The organism is Lentzea tibetensis (assembly GCF_007845675.1).
In the GTDB taxonomy this organism is placed as follows: Bacteria; Actinomycetota; Actinomycetes; order Mycobacteriales; family Pseudonocardiaceae; genus Lentzea; species Lentzea tibetensis.
Genome location: NZ_VOBR01000025.1, coordinates 62,614 through 80,499 on the forward strand (window position 1 = coordinate 62,614; position 17,886 = coordinate 80,499).

Here is a 17,886-nt window from a genome sequence, read left to right on the forward strand (position 1 = left end):
GACCAGGGCGCAGCGGGTTCCTCGGCGGCGGCGTCGCTCATCCTCACGCACCCAGTGCGCCGACCGAGATCGCGGCTGCCCAGGGTTCTTCCTGTTCAGCGGCGCGGGCGAAGGAATAGCGGAGTGCTTCGGAAGGTGCCCCCACATCTCGCGGTGCCAACACCTTCAGCATCACCAATCCCCGCTCCTCGAGCGTCAGCGGGCGGTCCAACGCCCGTTCGACAACCGACACCGGATCGTCCAACTCGTTGTCCTGCTTCGGGTTCTCCACCAGTCGCACCAGGTCGGCGACCGGCAACGAGCCGAGCTCCGGCTCGACGTCGTCCAGGAGATCCCAGAAGTCACCCACCCTCGTCAATTCGCTCCAAGCGACCATTCGAGTGAATTCACTGCATGTTCGTCGGCACCTACTTCGAGTACATCACATCACATCTGCGGATGAAGTCGTATCGGCAGGATTAGGCCAGTTAATGGCCAGTTCAGGATTCGGCGTGCTGCCACGCCTTGCGCAACGCGACCTTGCCGCCGGTCTGCAACAACGACCCCGAGTAGAGCCGGCTGGCGAGCAGCACGATCACGACGACGGAGCCGGCGAGCAGCCCGAGCGACAACAGCCCTTCCCACACCTGCGCCTCCCCGGCGAAGATCCGCACGGGCATCGCGACGGCCGCGGAGAACGGCACGTACGACAACACGGTCATGACAACGGGCTGGTCGAAGAAGAACATGACGCCGAAGTACGGGCCCATCACCAGCATCATGACCAGGGTCATGCTGGACCCGAGGTCCTCCTGCCTGCTCACGAGCGACCCCGCGACCGCCCACACCGCGGCGAGCAGCACGAAGCCGAGCACCAGGAACGGCACGAACCAGCCGAGCGCGGGCAGCACCACGCCGAGCAGGTCGGCGTGACCGCCGATGCGCAGCGCGATCGGTGCGGCCAGTGCGAGCACCAGCACCTGGCCGATGGTCAGCACCGCGTGCCCGGCGATCTTGCCCGCGAGCAGCGCGCGCACGGGGATCGTGGACACCAGGATCTCCACGATCCGGGTCTGCTTCTCGGTGACGGTGCTCTGCGCGATCGCCGCGCCGCCCATGCCGAACATGAGGAACACGAACGCGAACACGGTGATCACGAGCTGGCGCACGCCCGGACTCACGTCGGCGGGCTCCAGCAGGGACACCGGTGGCTCGGTCGCCAGCGCGGACATCACGTCGGACGGCGGGTTGGTCAGCCCGATCACGCGCACACCGGTGCCCTCGGCCACGATGGCCGCCTCGACCTCGTCCGAGCGCACCAGCTGCTCGGCGGCCGCGAGGTCGTTGACCTGCCGCACGTCGAGGTCCGCGCCGGACAGCGACACGGAGCCGACGACGGCGACCTTCGGCGGTCCGCCCGCGAGCAGCGACGGCAGCACGGCGATCGCGAACAGCGCCAGCACGGTGACCCCGAAGCCGACCCAGAAACCCTTGCTGCGCAGGAAAGTGCTCATCTCGCGCTCGGCGACCAGCCTGGTCGCCGCTGCGAACGACGCGTTGCTGCTCGACTCGGACATCAGGCAGCCTCCTTGAAGATCTCGCCGAGGGTCGGGACGACCGGGGTGAAGCTGCGGACCGCGCCGCGGTCGAGTGCGGCGCGCAGCACCTGCTGGTCGGACGCGGAGGTCAGGTCGAACACGACGCGCGGGCCGTCCAGCTCGACGACCTCGATGCCGGGCACGTCGCGCACCCAGCCCGCGTCGGACTCGACGACCAGCTCGAAGCGCGGTGTGGCGTACTGGGCGCGCAGCTCGTCACGCGTGCCGCTGGCCGTGATCGCGCCGCCGGAGATGATCACCACGTCGTCGCACAGCTGCTCGACCACCGCGAGCTGGTGGCTGGAGAACAGCACCGGCACGCCGTTCGCGGCGCGCTTGCGCAGCACGTCCAGCACCGTGTCGACGGCGATCGGGTCGAGCCCGGAGAACGGCTCGTCGAGTACCAGCACCTCCGGTTCGTGCACGAGCGCGGCGGCTATCTGCACGCGCTGCTGGTTGCCGAGCGACAACGCCTCCAGCTTGTCGCCCGCGCGCTCGGTCAGGTCCAGTTCGGACAGCAGCAGGTCCGTGTTGCGCTGCGCGGTGGCGCGGTCCATCCCGTGCAGGCGCCCGAGCCAGGTGATCTGCTCGGCCACCTTCATCTTCGGGTAGAGCCCGCGTTCCTCCGGCATGTAGCCGAAGCTCGGCCGCGTGGACGCGGTGACCGGCACGCCCTGCCACGTCACGGTGCCGCGGTGCGCGGCGAGCACCCCCAGGATGATCCGCATCATGGTCGTCTTCCCGGCGCCGTTCGCGCCGAGGAACCCGGTCATCCGCCCCGGCCGGACGTCGAACGAGACGTCGTCCAGAACCCACTTCTCGCCGAAGGTCCGGCTGATCGATGTCACCGTCAACATGCGCAGAACGCTATGCCGGAACCCCTTCGAGCGCGTCCTGCGCGAGACCCACCCCGGAGGTCATCCGCGCGGCCGAACGATGCCCCGTTCGTAGGCGAACACGACGGCGTGCGTGCGGTCGCGCAGGCCGAGCTTGTTGAGCACGCGCGACACGTGCGTCTTGACCGTCGTCTCCCCCAGGTGCAGCGCCTTCGCGATCTCCGCGTTGCTCGACCCGCGCGCGAGCTCGACCAGCACCTCGAACTCGCGGTCGGTCAGCTCCGACGGCCGCAGCGGCACGACCTCGGCGGGCTGGTTGAAGCGCGCGATCACCCGGCGGGTGACCTCCGGCGACAGCAGCGCGTCGCCGCGCGCGACGATCCGGACGGACTCGATCAGGTCCTCCGGCGAGGCGTTCTTCAGCAGGAAGCCGCTCGCACCGGCCCGCAGCGCCTCGAAGAGGTAGTCCTCGCGGTCGAACGTCGTGAGGATGACGACCTTGACGTCGTCGTGCGCGCGGAGGATGCGCCTGGTCGCCTCCAGCCCGTCGACCCTCGGCATTTGCACGTCCATCAGCACGACGTCCGGCCGCAGCCGTTCGACGAGCTCGACGGCCTGCTCGCCGTCACCGGCCTCGCCGACGACCTCGATGCCGTCCTCCGTCCCGAGTATCACCCGGAAGCCCGCCCGCACCAGGTCCTGGTCGTCGGCGAGCACCACCCGCAGCGTCACCGCGTCTCCTTCTGGACCGTCGTCGGCAGCGTCGCGCGCACCAGATAACCGGTGCCACGCCTCGGACCCGCCTCGAACTCACCGCCGTGCACCGCTACTCGCTCACGCATGCCCACCAGCCCGAACCCTCCCCCGTTGTCGGTCGCCCTGCCCCTGCCGTCGTCGCTGACCTCGACCTCCAGCGCGGTGTCGAGGAACCGCACGCGCACGTCGACCGTGCGCGCCTCGGCGTGCTTCACGACGTTCGTCAGCGCCTCCTGCACCACCCGGTAGGCGGACAGAGCGACGCCGGCGGGCACGGGCCGCGGCTCGCCGTACGTCCCGTGCTCCACTACAAGTCCCGCCGACCGCGCGTTGTCCACCAGCTCGGGCAACTCGTCGAGACCGGGCGCCGGGCGGTCCGCGCCCTCGCCCTCGTCGGACGTCCGCAGCACGCCGAGCAGCCCGCGCAGCTCGCCGACGGAGCTGCGCGCGGTCTGCTCGACCAGCTGCAGCGCCGAGCGGGCCAGGTCGGGGTCGGTCTCGAGCACCCGGCGTGCCGCGGCGGCCTGGATGCCCATGACGGACACGTGGTGCGCGACGACGTCGTGCAGGTCGCGCGCGATGCGCATGCGTTCGGCGACGATCGCGCCGCGGGTGTTCTGCTCCTGCGACTGCCGCAGCTGCTCGGCGCGGTCCTCCAGCTCGGCCTGCCTGCGCGCGGACAGCCACGCCAGGTCGCCGATGAAGTAGGCGGACAGGAAGTACAACAGGTTGAACCCGATGCCGTAGAGGACGGACGCGAGCACCGGGTCGAGCGGGCCCGCCGCGTTCTCGAACTTCTGCTCCGGCCCGATCAGGAACCGCACCAGGCCGAACCCGAGCCAGCCGAACATCACCACGACCACGCCGATGCGCGCCCAGCGCGCGACCATCCGCCGCTGCTCCCACGCGCCGACGGTGTAGATCGCGATGAAGAGCGCCATCGACGGCACGAAGTTGTCGCCGACGTGCCGCACCTGCGCCGCGATGAACAGCGCGCCGACGACGAACAGCACCACGAGCGGGTACCTGCGCCGCACCACCAACGGGGCCGTCACGCCCGCGCCCCACGCGAACTGCTCGGCGAGCGAGGGTGCGTCACCGAAGGCGAACGCGCCCACGCTGTTGACGAGCACGATCATCACCAGCGCACCGCACAGGACGGCGAGCGCGAGCCACGCGTCGTTCCGCTGCTGGGTCGGCGTGGGCGCTGGACGCCTCCAGTCGCTCCAACCCGGATCCTCACTCCCCATGGGCCGCAACGTTACTCACCGCGTTCACCCATTGCGATAGTTGGGCTATTCGAGTGACGACTTGGCATCGGAACTGGAGCGCTCCGTAACAAAGATTCATTGCCAACCGAATCCCCGTCAAAGATTGGTGGGAGGTTCCTACATGCCCAAGGTCAGCAGACGAACAGTCCTCGTAGCGGGCACCACCGCCGCGGTGACGACGGCGATCGGCGTCGGTTCCGGGACGGCGCACGCGTTGCCGAGCGGGGCGAGCTTCGTGCAGATCGTCGCGCACTCGGATGACGACCTCCTGTTCATCAACCCGGACATCCAGCCGGCGATCCTCTCGGGATGTCCGGTTCGGACGATCATCCTGACCGCGGACGAGTTCAACGGTACGGACGACATGAGCCGCGAGGAGCTGTCCGCGCAGCTGCAGTCCGGTCAGCGCGCGGCGTACGCGTCACTCGCGGGCAAGCCGAACACGTGGAGCCGCGGCACGATGACCGTGGCCGGCAAGATAGTCGGCGTCGACACCCTGAGCGGTGCGCCCCAGGTGCAGCTGATCTACCTCGGCCTGCCGGACGCGGGTGACGACCTGCACCTCGACGCGCTGACGAACCTGTGGAACAGCACGAGCTACTCGACCGACACGATCCTGCCGAAGGGCAGCCCGATCGGCCGGGTGCAGCGCTACAAGCAGGCCGATGTGGACGCCGTGCTGCTGGGGCTGCTGCGCCAGTTCCAGCCGACGACGATCCGCGCGCAGGACCCGTACCCGGACGACGCGCGCTACGGCGGTTCGCTGCCGGAGCACTGGGACCACATCGCCGCCGCGAAGTTCGCGCAGAAGGCCATGAAGGCCTACGAGGGCCCGGACGGCAGGCCGTTCGCGCTGCTCACCCGGTACCGCTGCTACAACACGCAGAAGGCGCCCGCGAACGTGCCGTCCGCGCTGCGCACGGCGAAGACCACCGCGTACAACAAGTACGCCGACCGCGACCCGCTGACCGGCGACACGTTCAACGCGAACCTGTCCCGCAACTACGAGCGCTGGCCGGTGACCCAGCCGTGGGCGATGCTCGACGCCTCCGGCACGCTGCACGCGTTCGTCGTGGCCGGTGACGCGCTGATGTGGTGGCGCCAGCCCAACGGCGGCGCGTGGGTCGGCCCGACGAACCTCCTCGCCGGCACGTTCGCACCCGGTGTCGCGCTGGCGATGCGCGGCGACAACAAGATCCAGATCGCGGTGCTCGACCTCGACACCGCGGCGATCCGCACGGCGACGCAGACGGCACCCGGCGGCGGCTTCGGTGCGTGGACGTCACTCGGCAACCCCAACAACAACACCGCCGCGTACGGCACGCCGTGCTTCGGCGTGAGCTCGGGTCTGCTGGAGCTGTTCGTCGTGAACCGCGCCGGGACGCTGGGCAACAAGTTCCAGCAGGGCACGGGTTTCAGCGGGTGGTACACGGTCTCCGGCGGCAACGGCAAGGCCATGTCACCGCCGGTCGCGTTCACCGCGCCGGGCGGCCGCATGCACGTCTTCGCCGACGGCAACGGCAAGGCGTTCCACTGGTACCAGAACCCCGGCGGCGCCACGCTGTACCAGGCGCTGACCACCAGCGCCGACTGCACGTACACGCCGGGTGTGGCGCTGGACGCGGGCAAGGTGCGCGTCTTCACCCGCAAGCCGAACGACGGCTCCGTCGGCACGCTGGCCGAGTCGTCGCCGAACGGCTCGTGGCAGACGACCGTCACGAACCTCGGCGGCGTGGGCGGCACCGGCCCGGTCACCGCCGTCACGTCCGGCGGCGCCACTCCGCGTGTGCTCGCGTTCGCGCGCAACAACGACTACGGACTCAGTGTCGTGCGGCAGGGGCCCACCGGCGCGTTCGGTCCGTGGGAGGACCTGGGCGGCTACTTCGAGGTCGGTCCCGCACCGGTGCTGGACGCCATGGGCCTGGTGCGCGTGTTCGTCGTCGGCGCCGACTGCCGCCTGCACGAGCGCAGGCAGACGGCCGTCGGCCCGGACGCCCCGTTCGGCGGCTGGCAGCTCGCCGGCAACTAGACCAGGTGAGGGGAGCTTCAACCCCCAAAGCTCCCCTCACCATCCCGCGTTCCGGTGGTGTGCACCGAAACCGCGTACTGGTCGTCACCGAAAGGCGCGCGGTCCCAGGTCGAGAAGCGCTCGACGAGGGTGAGTCCGGCGGCGGCCGCGTGCTCGTCGTACTCGGCGATCCCGTAGCCGCGGCCGAGGCTGAACCCGGCGACCAGCAACCGCCCGACGTGCCTCGCAACGCCCTTCACCAGCGCCGCCTGCGTGCCGGGCGGCGTGAACAGCGGGACGTTGCCCGCCATGACCACCACGTCGAAGGTGCGCTTCAGGTCGAGGCAGGCGAGGTCTGACTCGATCCACTCGACACCGGGTTCTCGCTTGCGCGCGGTGGCCAGCATCGACGCGTCCACGTCGACGCCCACGACCTCGATCCCGTGCCGCTTCAGCTCGATGGCGACCCGCCCGGTGCCGCACCCGGCGTCGAGGACGCTCTCGGGCTGGTGGGCCCGCACGAACGCCGCCTCGCCGTGCACGTCCTTCGTCCTGGCGAGCTCGTCGAACCTGCGCTGGTACGCGTCGCCGTCCCATGTCTGCACGGGTCCACTGTCGCACTGTTACGGTGCGGCCATGCGGTTGGTGCTCGCGGTCGCGTTGACTCTCTCGACGCTGACCAGCCCTTCTCCCGTCGTCGTCTACATCGGCGACTCCGTCGGCGCCCAGAACGCTCCCGCGCTGGCCGCCGCGCTGACGCCCGCGACGTTCCACGACCTGACGCTGGGCGGCACCGCGATCTGCGACTACCTGGCCGACAGCCCGACGTGGCTGCCACCGTCGGCCAAACTGGACACCGCGATCCGCACCCTGCGACCCGACCTCGTCGTGCTCCAGTTCTGGGGCAACGACTTCTGGTCGCCGTGCGCGAACGACACCCGGCGCGGCACAGATGCCTTCTACGACCGCTACTTCTGGAACGCGCTGTCCGCCCGTCGCGAGATCTCCGCGGCCGCCGACGCCGCGGGCATCCCCCGCCCCGCGATGCTGTGGGTGTTGCAGGCACCGTCACCGGACCGCGAGATTCCCCGCAGGCTCAACGAGATCTACTCCTACGTCGCCGAGCTGTCGGGCGATCGTGTCTCCGACGCCGGCGCGACTGTCGTTTCGGGTGACCGATACGCGTTCACCCGTTTCGTGCCCTGCACTCCCGCGGAACTGGGGACGCCCTCGTGCACCGAACCGTCCGGCACGACGCGCGTGCACGCCGACTCGGACGACATCCACTTCTGCCCCTCCGGCACCGTTTCACGCGGGTGCGACGGCCCGGCGCCGGGCATCGACCGTTACGTCGCACGGATTTCCCTGGACGCCAAGTCGTGGTTGGGCGGTAACTGACATGCCGTTGCTGGTCTCTCCCGCCATTGCCTCCGGTGCACTGCGGTCGCTGCCGCAGCCCGTTCTCGGTACGTCTCTGGTGTTGCGCCCGTGGACGACCGCGGACGCCCCGGTCGTGCTCTCGGCGTTCTCGTGCCCGGACATCCAGCGGTGGCACGTGCGCACCATGGCCGACACCGACGAGTCGCTCGCGTGGATACTCGGGTGGCCGGTGCGCTGGGACGCGGAGACCGACGCCAGCTGGGCGATCACGTCCGGTGGTGCCGTCGTCGGCCAGGTCGGGCTGCGCACCATCTCCCTGTTCGAGGCGTCCGCGCAGGTGTCCTACTGGGTGCTGCCCTCGGCTCGTGGGGCCGGGATCGCCTGGCGGGCCGCCCGGTTGCTGAGCCGGTGGTGCTTCGACACCTTGCAGTTGAACCGGTTGTCCCTCCTGCACTCGACCGCGAACCTCGCTTCGTGCCGGGTGGCTGAGCGGGCTTCGTTCCTTCTCGAGGGGACGCAGCGCAAGTCGTTGCAGCACGCCGACGGGTGGCATGACGTGCACGTCCACGCCCGCCTGCGGTGCGACGGATGAGCCTTCAGACGAGCCGGTAGCGCCCCGCCCCCACCCGCTCCAGGTCGGCGAAGACCGTCGCGTGGTGGTCCGGCGCGTTGACGCACATGCGTGAAACGACGTGCGTGCGCACGGTGTTCTCGGCGTAGCGGCTGCCCTGCCGCCTGAGCTGATCGACGATCTCGTGGACGCTGAACGTCTTGTCCGCACTGCGATTCGCCAGCGTCCGCGCCGCCTCGAGGATCTCGTCCCGTGCGGTGACAGCGGTGAGCCGCGGAGCTGGGGCGACGACCGGTGTCTCGGCCAGGCGACTGCCCGGAACCCGCGGCACGCCTGCCACCGCGAAGCAGAGGTAACGGAAGTCGCGCGGGCGCCCACTCGAGTCGATGACCGTCGAGTAGTCGCGCCAGTTGCACTGGTAGTGCCCGGCGAGCACGTGCGGCACGTCGCGCTTGACCGTGGTGCCCTTGCCCGCGTTGGCCGCCCACCCGAGCGTGCCCGACAGCTGCCGCCCTTCGTGCAGCCGGAAGGCGGCGTCGATCGGGTCGACCTTGCGCGCGGGGCGCCAGAAGGTGTGGTCGTTGGACAACGTCACCGACCAGCCCACGTCCGCCAGGCCGTCGGCGACCAGACGTTCCAGCCGCACGACGTCCTTGATCACGTCGTGCCGGGCGATGTCCTGCGCCGCCTGGTTCAGCAGTTCGAAGTTCTCGCCAGCGACCACGCCGCTGAACGCCGCGGCGAGGTGCTTGAGCTCGATGGCGATGCGCACGCCGTCGAGGTGCACCAGCAGATCCAGGCGAATCTCGCGCGTTGGCCGCGTGTGCAACCTGACCCGAGCGTCCGGATGTTCACACTGGATCTGCCAGGCGAGCGCGTGCTGGAAGTCGGCCTCCGAGTGGAAGATCGTTCTCTGCACGGCCAGGCGTGCCATCACGTGGTGCGGGTCGAAGGTCATGATCGCCCCGATCGTCGGCGTCGTGCACGGCACCGGGTCCATCGCGACGGGTCCCGCCGGCGTTATCCGCGAACTAGGGTGCTGTCGCATGACGATCAGGATGCGGTCGTGGTGGGGCTGGGGCTACGTCGAGGACGCGGTCACGCAGGAGGAACGCGACAACCTCGTCAAGCGCGTCCGAGGACTGCTCCCCACCGCGGACCTGACCTTCCGCGCACCGCCGGACCCGCGCGAGCTCGAAGTCCCGGCGAGCCGAATCCAGCCACCACCCGCACTGGCGGCGCTCTGCGCGGACGACCAGGTGGACCGGCTGGCCCACGCCAGGGGCAAGGCGTTCCGCGACGTGGCCAGGAACCTGGCCGGAGAGGTGGGCCCGGTACCGGACCAGATCGCGCGCCCGCGCACCGAGCAGGACGTGGTGGACGTCCTCGACTGGTGCACCACCAACGGCTACGCGGTCATCCCGTACGGCGGCGGCTCGAGCGTGGTGGCGGGCGTGGAACCTCGCTGCGCCAACGACTACGACGGCGTCGTCACCCTGGACACCATGGCGCTCGACCAGGTGGTCGAGGTCGACCCGGTCAGCAGGGCGGCCCGGATCCAGGGCGGTGTGCTGGGGCCGCACCTCGAACAACAGCTGAAGCCGCACGGACTGACGCTGCGCCACTTCCCGCAGTCGTTCGAGTTCTCCACGCTCGGCGGCTGGCTGGCGACTCGCGCGGGCGGGCACTTCGCGACCCTCTACACGCACATCGACGACCTGACCGAGTCGATGAGAGTGGTGACACCGAAGGGAATCAGCGAGTCGCGGCGGCTCCCGGGCTCCGGTGCGGGGCCGTCGCCCGACCGGATGTTCCTCGGCTCGGAGGGCGCGCTCGGGGTCATCACCGAGGCGTGGATGCGGCTGCAGGCGCCGCCGCGCTGGCGGGCGGGCACGTCCGTGCGGTTCGACGACTGGGGGCGGGCCGTCGCGGCCACGCGGGCGGTCGCGCAGTCCGGGTTGTTCCCGGCCAACTGCCGGCTGCTCGATCCCGCCGAGGCGTTCCTCAACGCGGGCAGCACGCAGTCGGTGCTGGTGCTCGCCTTCGAATCGGCTGATCATCCCGTTGACGTGTGGCTGGAGCGGGCCGTCGAGCTGTGCCGGGACCACGGCGGCGTGCCGGACGAGGAGACGGCCGGGACGTGGCGGCGGTCGTTCCTGCGGATGCCGTACCTGCGCGACGCGATGGTGCAGCACGGGATGATCGCGGAGACGTTCGAGACGGCGTGCACGTGGGACCGGTTCGAGCAACTGCACGCGGCCATCACGCAAGCAGCGAAGAGCCTGGTCACGTGCCGCTTCACGCACGTCTACCCGGACGGGCCCGCGCCCTACTACGGCGTCTACGCGCCGGGTGGGACGCGGGAGTGGGACGAGATCAAGGCCCGCGTGTCGGAGGCGATCGCCGGCAACGGCGGCACGATCACGCACCACCACGCCGTCGGGCGCGACCATCGGCCCTGGTACGACCGGCAGCGGCCGGACGTGTTCGCGGAGGCGTTCAAGGCGGCCAAGAAGGCGCTGGACCCGGCGCACGTGCTGAACCCCGGCGTGCTCGTCAGCTGATGCCGACCTCGGCGTGCGCGGTGCCGTCCAGCTGCCAGCGGCGGTCGCCGACGGTGAGCACGCAGCTCGCGCGCTCCGAGTTGCGGCAGACGGCCGTCGTGCCGTCGGGGTTGGTGTAGTTCAGCGCGAGCGTCTGGTGCTCGGGCAGGGTCACGTCGACGCGCAGGCCGCGGCCGGCCACGGACCACGTCGGGAACGTGAGATCGGCTTTGTAGCCGAACGACGCCAGCAGCGGGTCGCGGCGGGGGTATTCACGGCCGCCGACGCGCAGCCGCAGGAACGTCAGCGGTGGCAGCAGGCGGAACAGCGGGCGTTGCGACACCGCGGCCACCACCTCCAGCACGTCGCCGCCGCCCAGGTCGGCGTGCAGCCACGCCCAGCGGCGCGCGTTGCCGTGGCCGTAGATCCGGGCGGACGCGCCCGGTGCCGCCGCGAGGTCCAGGACCGACGAACCCCAGGTCAGCGTGCCGGAGAACGTCGAGGTCGGCGCGGGCACCATGTGCGCGGCGGGCAGCAGGTGGTGGCGCCAGGCCCACTTCGGGAACGTGTACAGCGGCTCGCCACCGGGTGAGCAGCGCAGGTTCCAGGTCACGTCGCCCGCGCGGCCGGTCAGGCGGTGCGGGGCCATCAGCACGTCGCCCGCCGTGAACAGGCCGTCGGTGTAGGGGTGCGGGCCGAACCTGCTGTGCACGGGCGGGCCGTCCGGCGGGAACACCGCCGCCCAGCCGTGCGTGTACGGGTCGCCGGACACCGGCGCCACCAGTTCGTGGTGCAGCCACACGCCGGTGCCGGACGCCGGGTCGGTCAGCGTCGTGTACCAGACCTCGAGCCTGCCGGGGCGTCCGCGCCACTGGGTCGGTTCCACCCGCAAGACGATATCCGCTGATCGGTACGATTCGCGGCTGCGAGGAGTAGGCAGAGAGGGATGCACGTGGAGACGCTCGAGTTCCAGTCCGAGGCCCGTCAGCTGTTGCAGCTGATGATCCATTCGATCTACTCGAACAAGGACACGTTCCTGCGCGAGCTGGTGTCGAACGCCTCCGACGCGTTGGACAAGCTGCGCCTGGAGACGTTCCGCGACAAGGACCTGACCGCGGATATCTCCGACCTGCACATCGCGATCGAGGCCGACGAGGAGCAGCACACGCTCACCGTGCGCGACAACGGCATCGGCATGACGCGCGACGAGGTCGTCGAGCTGATCGGCACGATCGCGAAGTCGGGGACGGCCGAGTTCCTGCGCAAGCTGAAGGAGTCCGACCAGCAGCAGGACCTGATCGGCCAGTTCGGCATCGGCTTCTACTCGACCTTCATGGTCGCCGACAAGGTCACCCTCGTGACGCGGCACCCGCACGCGGCGGAAGGCGTGCGCTGGGAGTCGAGCGGCGAGAGCACGTACACGATCGACGCGGTCGCGGACGCGCCGCAGGGCACCTCGGTCACCCTGCACCTGAAGCCCGTCGACGCCGATGACCAGCTCCCCGACTACACGGCCAAGGGCAAGATCACCGAGATCGTCAAGCGGTACTCGGACTTCATCACCTGGCCGGTGCGGCTCGGTGAGGAGACGATCAACTCGCGCAAGGCGTTGTGGGCGCGGTCGTCGAGCGACGTGACCGACGAGGAGTACGCCGAGTTCTACCGGCACATCAGCCACGACTGGAACAGCCCGCTCGAGACGTTCCGCATGCAGGCGGAGGGCACGTTCGAGTACCAGGCGCTGCTGTTCATCCCGTCACAGGCGCCGATGGACCTGTTCATGCGCGAGCGCAAGCGCGGCGTGCAGCTGTACGTGAAGCGCGTCTTCATCATGGACGACTGCGAAGCGCTGATGCCGGAGTACCTGCGCTTCGTGAAGGGCGTCGTCGACGCGCAGGACCTGTCGCTGAACGTGTCGCGCGAGATCCTCCAGCAGGACCGGCAGATCCAGCTGATGCGCCGCCGCCTGGTCAAGAAGGTCCTGTCGACGGTCAAGACGATGATGACCGAGAAGCCCGACAACTACGCGACGTTCTGGCGCGAGCTCGGCGGTGCGGTCAAGGAGGGCCTGCTCAGCGACGTCGAGAACCGCGAGTCGATCCTCGCCATCTCGTCGTTCGCGTCGACGAACTCGCCGGACGACCTGACGACGCTCAAGCAGTACGTCGAGCGCATGAAGGACGACCAGCAGCACATCTACTTCATGACCGGCGACTCACGCGCCACGATCGAGAACTCGCCGCACCTGGAGGCGTTGCGCGCCAAGGGTTTCGAGGTCCTGATCCTGACCGACGCGATCGACGAGATGTGGGTCGAGGCGGTCCCGCAGTTCGAGGGCAGGCAGTTCCAGTCGATCGCCAAGGGCCAGGTGGACCTGGAGACCGAGGAGGAGAAGTCCGCGACGTCCGAGCGCGAGAAGGACTTCGCCGACCTGCTGGCGTGGATGACGACGTCGCTGAGCGAGCACGTCAAGCAGGTGCGGCTGTCCTCGCGGCTCACCACGTCCGCGGCGTGCATCGTCGGCGACCAGCACGACCTGACGCCGACGCTCGAGAAGATGTACCGCGCGATGGGCCAGGAGCTGCCGCAGATCAAGCGCATCCTCGAGCTGAACCCCACGCACCCGCTCGTCACGAGCCTGCACGAGGCGTTCGGCTCGCGCTCGGACCACACCGAGCTGTCCGACACCGTGGAACTGTTGTACGGCATGGCTTTGCTGGCCGAAGGCGGCGAGCTGACCGACCCGTCGCGGTTCGTGCGGCTGCTGTCGGACCGGCTGCAGCGCACGCTCTGACGGCGTTGTCGTCGCGGCGAGCGGGACCGGTCCCGCTCGCCGCTCGGTAGAACTGGTGGGGTGACCGCCGGACGGCCGCCGCCGGTCCGGCGGTCATCGCGCACCGGGGTGTCGTGAGCCTTTGACGTCGCGCGCGGATGTTCGGTGACTTGTGGACAAGTGCGCCTTCGGGCCCGAAATTGTCAGTGCTCGCTGGGAGAATGAAAGCAGGGGACCCCCTGGCGGGGACCTCTGCGTGAGCACGACCGTGCACGGCCGCGCCGGCACCGGCCGAGCCGCGGGTGCGGCTGTCGACCAGCCCGTCCCTGCGGCGAGGCGCGATGAGCGCTGTGACCAGCCGAGACCGTTCGCCGCGGGTTGTGTGCTGCTCGCGCAACCCCCTCGCGCACCAACCGCAGCGCTACGCCGCGATCCGGACCATGGCGCCGAGTACCTCGCGCACGGACGCGGTCGCCAGCGCGATGGTCGAGTCGCTCGCGCCGTAGGGGATCACCAGGGTGTCGTCGTGCAGCAGGCTGCCGCAGGAGTACACGACGTTGGGCACGTACCCGTCGCGTTCGGTGGCGGCGGGCAGCAGCAGCGGTTCGGACAGGGTGGCCAGCACCCGCTCGGGGTGTTCGAGGTCGAGCAGGATCGCGCCCATCGAGTAGACCCGCATCGGGCCGACGCCGTGGGTCAGCACGAGCCAGCCTTCGGGGGTTTCGATCGGTGAGCCGCAGTTGCCGACCTGGACGAGGTCCCAGTCCCTCGCGGGTACCTCCACGGGACGCGCCCCGTTCCAGGTCCTGATGTCGTCGGAGGTCACCACGGCCGTGCTCTCCCCGTCACCGCGCGACAGCGCCGCGAACCGGCCACCGATCCGCCTGGGGAACAGGGCCATTCCCTTGTTGCGCGCGGCCGAACCGGTCGTCTGCGAGACCTGGAACGTGCGGAAGTCGTTGGTCTGCAACAGCTGTGGCGCGACGTCGACACCGTCGTACGCGGTGTAGGTGGCGTAGTAGGTCTGATCGCCGTCGTCGTCGGTGAAGCGCACGAACCTGGCGTCCTCCATGCCCTGCCGCTCGGACGGGCCGGTCGGCCAGAGCACCCGCCCGCTGACGACGGTGTCCTCGGGGAACTCCGACGCGTAGTTGCACGCCGCGATCCACCGGATCAGCTCGATGGTCCGGTGGGCCTCCTGGCGGGCGACCAGCTGCGGATGCAGGTCGGCCAGCAGCCGGTCCAGCTCACCGGTGGTGAACCGCTCGGGCAGCCAGCGGTTCAGCACGGCGGAGACCTCGTCGCCGTGACCGAACTCGGCGAGCTTGCCCTGGAAGAGGCTCTTCTCGTGCACCACGTCACTGCGCACCCCGGTGGTGACGACGGCCGGGGGTGGATCGACGGTGAGCACGCCGCCGGGAGCGAGCATCCCGGTGCGGAAGCCCACCGACGACAGGTGGCCCTCGCCGATGCCGCGCACGCTCAGCAGGAACCGCAGGTGCCCCGGCGGCACCCCGGTCTGGTCGGGATGCGCGACCATCGACGGGTTGCACAGCGCGGCACCCTCGATGGCGTACTCGTGCGTGAAGTACGCGCCGATGAGCAGCCTGCGCGACTCGGTCAGCTCGGCGCCGACGGCGAGGCGGTGGCTGACGCTCGCGAAGTGGTCGGCGAAGGTCGCCCGGACGTCGCGGTGCCGTCCCGCGAACAGGTGGACCGTGCGGGTCAGCGCCGCGCACACGGTCTCCTCGTCCAGTGCCATCACCCGCCGGATCACCGCCGCGGAACGCGACTCGTGCTCGGGCCGTTCCTCGCCCGGTACGAAGAGCTTCGTGACCACCCGGCGCGGGTCCGGCCGCAACCGCAGGGAGGTGCGATGAACGATGGCGTTCATCCAGCGCTGCCCAGCAGTGCGCGACCGTGCTGCAGCGTGGAGATCAGCGCCAGCGTCGACTCGGCGCCCTGGTTGCGGCTGCACCCGTCGCGCTCCAGTCCGTCGCGGCCGCCACCGGTCTCCGGGTCGTGCAGCGGCTCGCCGATGTCGTTGTCGCCGCCGAACCACGCGACCGCGCGGCGGACGCCGATGAGCCACTCCCGGTCGCCGGTCACCCGGTGGGCGCGGGCGCAGGCGTCCGCGAGCGCCGCGACCTCGATGGGTTGCTGGCCGAACGCGGGGCGGGCTTCACCCACGCGCCAGCCACCGGCCGGGGTCGGCGAGAGGTGACCGTCGCGGGACTCGACCGTCAGCAGCCAGGTCAGCAACCGCAGGCCGTCGTCGCGGACCGTGCGGTCGGCGAGGAGGTCGCCCGCGGCGATCAGCGCCTCGGGCAACGCGGCGTTGGCGTAGAAGAGCCGCCGCTCCGGCCACGGCCAGTCCGGGACCTGGCTCGGCTCGCCCACGTACGCCGCGACGTCGCCGAGCAGCTTGGCCGCGAGTGCGTGGTCGGGGGCAGCGGTCAGCACCTCGGCCGCGCCGAGCGCGGCGAACGCCATCGAGCGCACCGACGGCGGCCGGTGATGGGCGCTCGTGTCGAAACAGGCGAGCGCGGCCGTCCGGATCCACGGCGCCGGGCATCGGGCCGCGGCGGTGCCCAGGCCCCACAGCGCGCGTCCCCACCAGTCGCCGAGCCCCGGCTCGTCCTGCCATCGCCGGTCGGGACCGAGCCGGTTGTGGAATCGCCCGTCGCCCGCCTGCGCGTGGGCGGTGAACGCGAGGTAGCGCTCCACCAGCACGACCAGGTCGGCAGGCAGTTCCGGCTCTCGGCAGAGCACGACCAGACCGCGGGCGACGTCGTCCAGGCAGTAGCCGTGTTCACGGCGCGGCAACGGCCCGCGGGCGTGCTCGTGCAGACCCGTGTCATCGCTCAGGCGCGCCAGGTGGGCGAAGCTCGGGCCGGTCACGTGGAGACCGCGACGGGCGCGGCCAGCAGGCTGTCCGCCAGGTCCCGGTAGTGGTGCGCGACGGCAGACCAGCTGAGGCCGGGTGCCAGCCTGGCCGCCCGGTCCCCCATCGCGGCGGCGAGCCCCGGCTCGGTCAGCACGCGCCGCAGCGCCACGGCGATGGCAGCCGGATCGCGGTGCGGCACCAGCAGTCCCACCCCGTCCGCCAGCAGCTCTGCCGCGTGGGGGAACTCGGTCGCGACCACCGGCCGCCGAGCGGCCAGTGCCTCGATCAGCACCCCGGAGGTGACCTGTTCGGACGAGTCGTAGGGCAGCAGCACGACGTCGGCCTGGCCGACCAGCTCCGCCAGCGCACCGACTTCCCGGTAGGTCGGGTCGAACTCGACCATGTTCCCGACGCCGAACGCGGCGGCGCGGTTGCGCAGGTTCCTGCGGTAGATCTCGCCCTCGTGCGCCAGCACCTTGGGATGGGTCTGGCCGGCCACCAGGTAGCGCGGCTTCAGGTCGCGCAACGCGCCCAGCGCCGAGATGCCCCACTCGATGCCCTTACCTCGTCCCAGCAAGCCCCACGTCAGGATCACCGGCCTGCCGGTGGACGGACCGTGGGCGGGCGGCTCGACGGGAAGCGCACCGTGCGGGATCACGACGACCTCATCGGGTCGCCCGATGGTGTAACCGGCCACGAGCCGGCGCCGAGCGGCCTCGGACATGGTCACCACGGCGTCGGCGTACCCGACGACTTCCTCGAGCACCTGGCGCTGACCGGGCGTGGGCGCGGTGAGCACCGTGTGCAGGACGACGATCACCGGGACCCGGAGCCGGGCGAGCACGCCGAGCACGTCGGCGCCGTCCCGGCCGGCGTAGATGCCGTACTCGTGCTGCACGACGACCACGTCGCAGCGGTTGAGCGCCGCGGCCGCGGCCTCGACCTCGCCGGGAGCCATCTGGTGCACCACGGGCGATCCCGCGGCGACGGCCGTGTCGCGGTCCTCATCCTCGAGGACGCGGACGACACAGCCCCAGCTGCCCGGCGTGACCTCGGTGAGGTGGCGCAGGAGAGAGGCCGTGAAGGTGGCGAGCCCGCAGTGCGTGGGCGGATACGTGCTCAGAAAACCGTAAGTGCGAACCATGAAGCAGGGCCCTTTCGGGTCGACTGAAGGGCGGGCCGGCGATCGTTCGCGCGTGATCGTCAGGACACGGGCGCAGAAGATTTCCGCACAGGCCGGAGAAATCAGCTTGATCGCCCATTTGCGCAGGTGTCCTGGAGAGC

The 17,886-nt window shown here is 70.4% G+C and carries 16 protein-coding genes; 5 read left to right on the top strand and 11 right to left on the bottom strand.

Going from position 1 to position 17,886, the window contains the following annotated elements:
- Positions 1–43: 43 nt before the first annotated feature.
- The 5 genes from FKR81_RS31745 to FKR81_RS31765 all read right to left on the bottom strand — a co-directional run bounded on the left by FKR81_RS31745 (position 44) and on the right by FKR81_RS31765 (position 4,419).
- The gene (locus tag FKR81_RS31745; protein ID WP_222598471.1) at positions 44–349 is read right to left on the bottom strand and encodes a hypothetical protein; all 306 of its coding nucleotides are present in this window, start codon (positions 347–349) and stop codon (positions 44–46) included.
- Between the two features lie 130 nt (positions 350–479).
- Positions 480–1,556, bottom strand: a complete 1,077-nt coding sequence (locus tag FKR81_RS31750) for an ABC transporter permease (protein WP_146357601.1) — start codon at positions 1,554–1,556, stop codon at positions 480–482.
- Positions 1,556–2,434 carry an ABC transporter ATP-binding protein gene (locus FKR81_RS31755; RefSeq protein WP_146357603.1) on the bottom strand — a complete coding sequence of 293 codons (879 nt, stop codon included), beginning with the start codon at positions 2,432–2,434 and terminating at the stop codon, positions 1,556–1,558. Before FKR81_RS31755 ends, FKR81_RS31750 begins: the two co-directional genes overlap by 1 nt.
- A gap of 60 nt (positions 2,435–2,494) precedes the next feature.
- Complete coding sequence (locus tag FKR81_RS31760) at positions 2,495–3,145, bottom strand: response regulator (RefSeq protein ID WP_146357605.1); 651 nt, start codon at positions 3,143–3,145, stop codon at positions 2,495–2,497.
- The gene (locus FKR81_RS31765; RefSeq protein ID WP_146357607.1) at positions 3,142–4,419 is read right to left on the bottom strand and encodes a sensor histidine kinase; all 1,278 of its coding nucleotides are present in this window, start codon (positions 4,417–4,419) and stop codon (positions 3,142–3,144) included. Before FKR81_RS31765 ends, FKR81_RS31760 begins: the two co-directional genes overlap by 4 nt.
- Positions 4,420–4,561: 142 nt before the next feature.
- Between FKR81_RS31765 and FKR81_RS31770 the strand changes: the two genes are divergently transcribed.
- Positions 4,562–6,469, top strand: coding sequence for a PIG-L family deacetylase (locus FKR81_RS31770; protein WP_146357609.1), 1,908 nt, complete (start codon positions 4,562–4,564; stop codon positions 6,467–6,469).
- 17 nt (positions 6,470–6,486) lie between these two features.
- On the opposite strand, the gene FKR81_RS31775 is transcribed toward FKR81_RS31770, so the two are convergent.
- On the bottom strand, positions 6,487–7,053 hold the full coding sequence (locus FKR81_RS31775; RefSeq protein WP_146357611.1) for a class I SAM-dependent DNA methyltransferase: 567 nt from the start codon (positions 7,051–7,053) through the stop codon (positions 6,487–6,489).
- Between the two features lie 31 nt (positions 7,054–7,084).
- On the opposite strand from FKR81_RS31775, the gene FKR81_RS31780 reads away from it, so the two are divergent.
- Together FKR81_RS31780 and FKR81_RS31785 are read left to right on the top strand one after the other, a co-directional pair.
- Positions 7,085–7,846, top strand: a complete 762-nt coding sequence (locus FKR81_RS31780) for a hypothetical protein (RefSeq protein WP_146357613.1) — start codon at positions 7,085–7,087, stop codon at positions 7,844–7,846.
- A gap of 1 nt (position 7,847) precedes the next feature.
- Positions 7,848–8,420 carry a GNAT family N-acetyltransferase gene (locus FKR81_RS31785; RefSeq protein ID WP_146357615.1) on the top strand — a complete coding sequence of 191 codons (573 nt, stop codon included), beginning with the start codon at positions 7,848–7,850 and terminating at the stop codon, positions 8,418–8,420.
- A 4-nt stretch (positions 8,421–8,424) separates the two neighbouring features.
- Here the strand turns inward: FKR81_RS31785 and FKR81_RS31790 are convergent, their stop codons facing one another.
- Positions 8,425–9,447 (bottom strand): DUF7669 domain-containing protein, encoded by a 1,023-nt coding sequence (locus FKR81_RS31790; protein ID WP_146357617.1) that lies wholly within the window; start codon positions 9,445–9,447, stop codon positions 8,425–8,427.
- Here FKR81_RS31790 and FKR81_RS31795 point away from each other — a divergent pair.
- Positions 9,446–10,963: an FAD-binding oxidoreductase gene (locus FKR81_RS31795; protein ID WP_222598472.1), complete on the top strand. Its 1,518-nt coding sequence runs from the start codon at positions 9,446–9,448 to the stop codon at positions 10,961–10,963. The two genes, FKR81_RS31790 and FKR81_RS31795, sit on opposite strands and share 2 nt — an antisense overlap.
- Here the strand turns inward: FKR81_RS31795 and FKR81_RS31800 are convergent.
- Positions 10,956–11,828, bottom strand: a complete 873-nt coding sequence (locus FKR81_RS31800) for a hypothetical protein (RefSeq protein ID WP_222598473.1) — start codon at positions 11,826–11,828, stop codon at positions 10,956–10,958. The two genes, FKR81_RS31795 and FKR81_RS31800, sit on opposite strands and share 8 nt — an antisense overlap.
- A 60-nt stretch (positions 11,829–11,888) precedes the next feature.
- Between FKR81_RS31800 and htpG the strand changes: the two genes are divergently transcribed.
- Positions 11,889–13,736 carry a molecular chaperone HtpG gene (htpG, locus tag FKR81_RS31805; protein ID WP_146357620.1) on the top strand — a complete coding sequence of 616 codons (1,848 nt, stop codon included), beginning with the start codon at positions 11,889–11,891 and terminating at the stop codon, positions 13,734–13,736.
- Positions 13,737–14,136: 400 nt separating this feature from the next.
- Here htpG and FKR81_RS31810 read toward each other — a convergent pair whose 3' ends face one another.
- The 3 genes from FKR81_RS31810 to FKR81_RS31820 are packed head-to-tail and all read right to left on the bottom strand — an operon-like array spanning position 14,137 to position 17,746.
- Positions 14,137–15,609 carry a glycoside hydrolase family 130 protein gene (locus tag FKR81_RS31810; protein ID WP_146357622.1) on the bottom strand — a complete coding sequence of 491 codons (1,473 nt, stop codon included), beginning with the start codon at positions 15,607–15,609 and terminating at the stop codon, positions 14,137–14,139.
- Positions 15,606–16,616, bottom strand: coding sequence for a glycosyltransferase (locus FKR81_RS31815; protein ID WP_146357624.1), 1,011 nt, complete (start codon positions 16,614–16,616; stop codon positions 15,606–15,608). Before FKR81_RS31815 ends, FKR81_RS31810 begins: the two co-directional genes overlap by 4 nt.
- Positions 16,613–17,746 (bottom strand): glycosyltransferase, encoded by a 1,134-nt coding sequence (locus FKR81_RS31820; RefSeq protein WP_146357626.1) that lies wholly within the window; start codon positions 17,744–17,746, stop codon positions 16,613–16,615. Before FKR81_RS31820 ends, FKR81_RS31815 begins: the two co-directional genes overlap by 4 nt.
- Between the last annotated feature and the right edge of the window lie 140 nt (positions 17,747–17,886).

Excerpts from the sequence above, each read along its gene's own strand:
- FKR81_RS31790 (WP_146357617.1), bottom strand. The coding sequence starts at position 9,447 with ATGCGACAGCACCCTAGTTCGCGGATAACGCCGGCGGGACCCGTCGCG.
- FKR81_RS31820 (WP_146357626.1), bottom strand. The coding sequence starts at position 17,746 with ATGGTTCGCACTTACGGTTTTCTGAGCACGTATCCGCCCACGCACTGC.
- FKR81_RS31795 (WP_222598472.1), top strand. The coding sequence starts at position 9,446 with ATGACGATCAGGATGCGGTCGTGGTGGGGCTGGGGCTACGTCGAGGAC.
- FKR81_RS31780 (WP_146357613.1), top strand. The coding sequence starts at position 7,085 with ATGCGGTTGGTGCTCGCGGTCGCGTTGACTCTCTCGACGCTGACCAGC.
- FKR81_RS31765 (WP_146357607.1), bottom strand. The coding sequence starts at position 4,419 with ATGGGGAGTGAGGATCCGGGTTGGAGCGACTGGAGGCGTCCAGCGCCC.
- FKR81_RS31770 (WP_146357609.1), top strand. The coding sequence starts at position 4,562 with ATGCCCAAGGTCAGCAGACGAACAGTCCTCGTAGCGGGCACCACCGCC.
- FKR81_RS31785 (WP_146357615.1), top strand. The coding sequence starts at position 7,848 with ATGCCGTTGCTGGTCTCTCCCGCCATTGCCTCCGGTGCACTGCGGTCG.
- FKR81_RS31755 (WP_146357603.1), bottom strand. The coding sequence starts at position 2,434 with ATGTTGACGGTGACATCGATCAGCCGGACCTTCGGCGAGAAGTGGGTT.
- htpG (WP_146357620.1), top strand. The coding sequence starts at position 11,889 with ATGCACGTGGAGACGCTCGAGTTCCAGTCCGAGGCCCGTCAGCTGTTG.
- FKR81_RS31810 (WP_146357622.1), bottom strand. The coding sequence starts at position 15,609 with ATGAACGCCATCGTTCATCGCACCTCCCTGCGGTTGCGGCCGGACCCG.
- FKR81_RS31750 (WP_146357601.1), bottom strand. The coding sequence starts at position 1,556 with ATGTCCGAGTCGAGCAGCAACGCGTCGTTCGCAGCGGCGACCAGGCTG.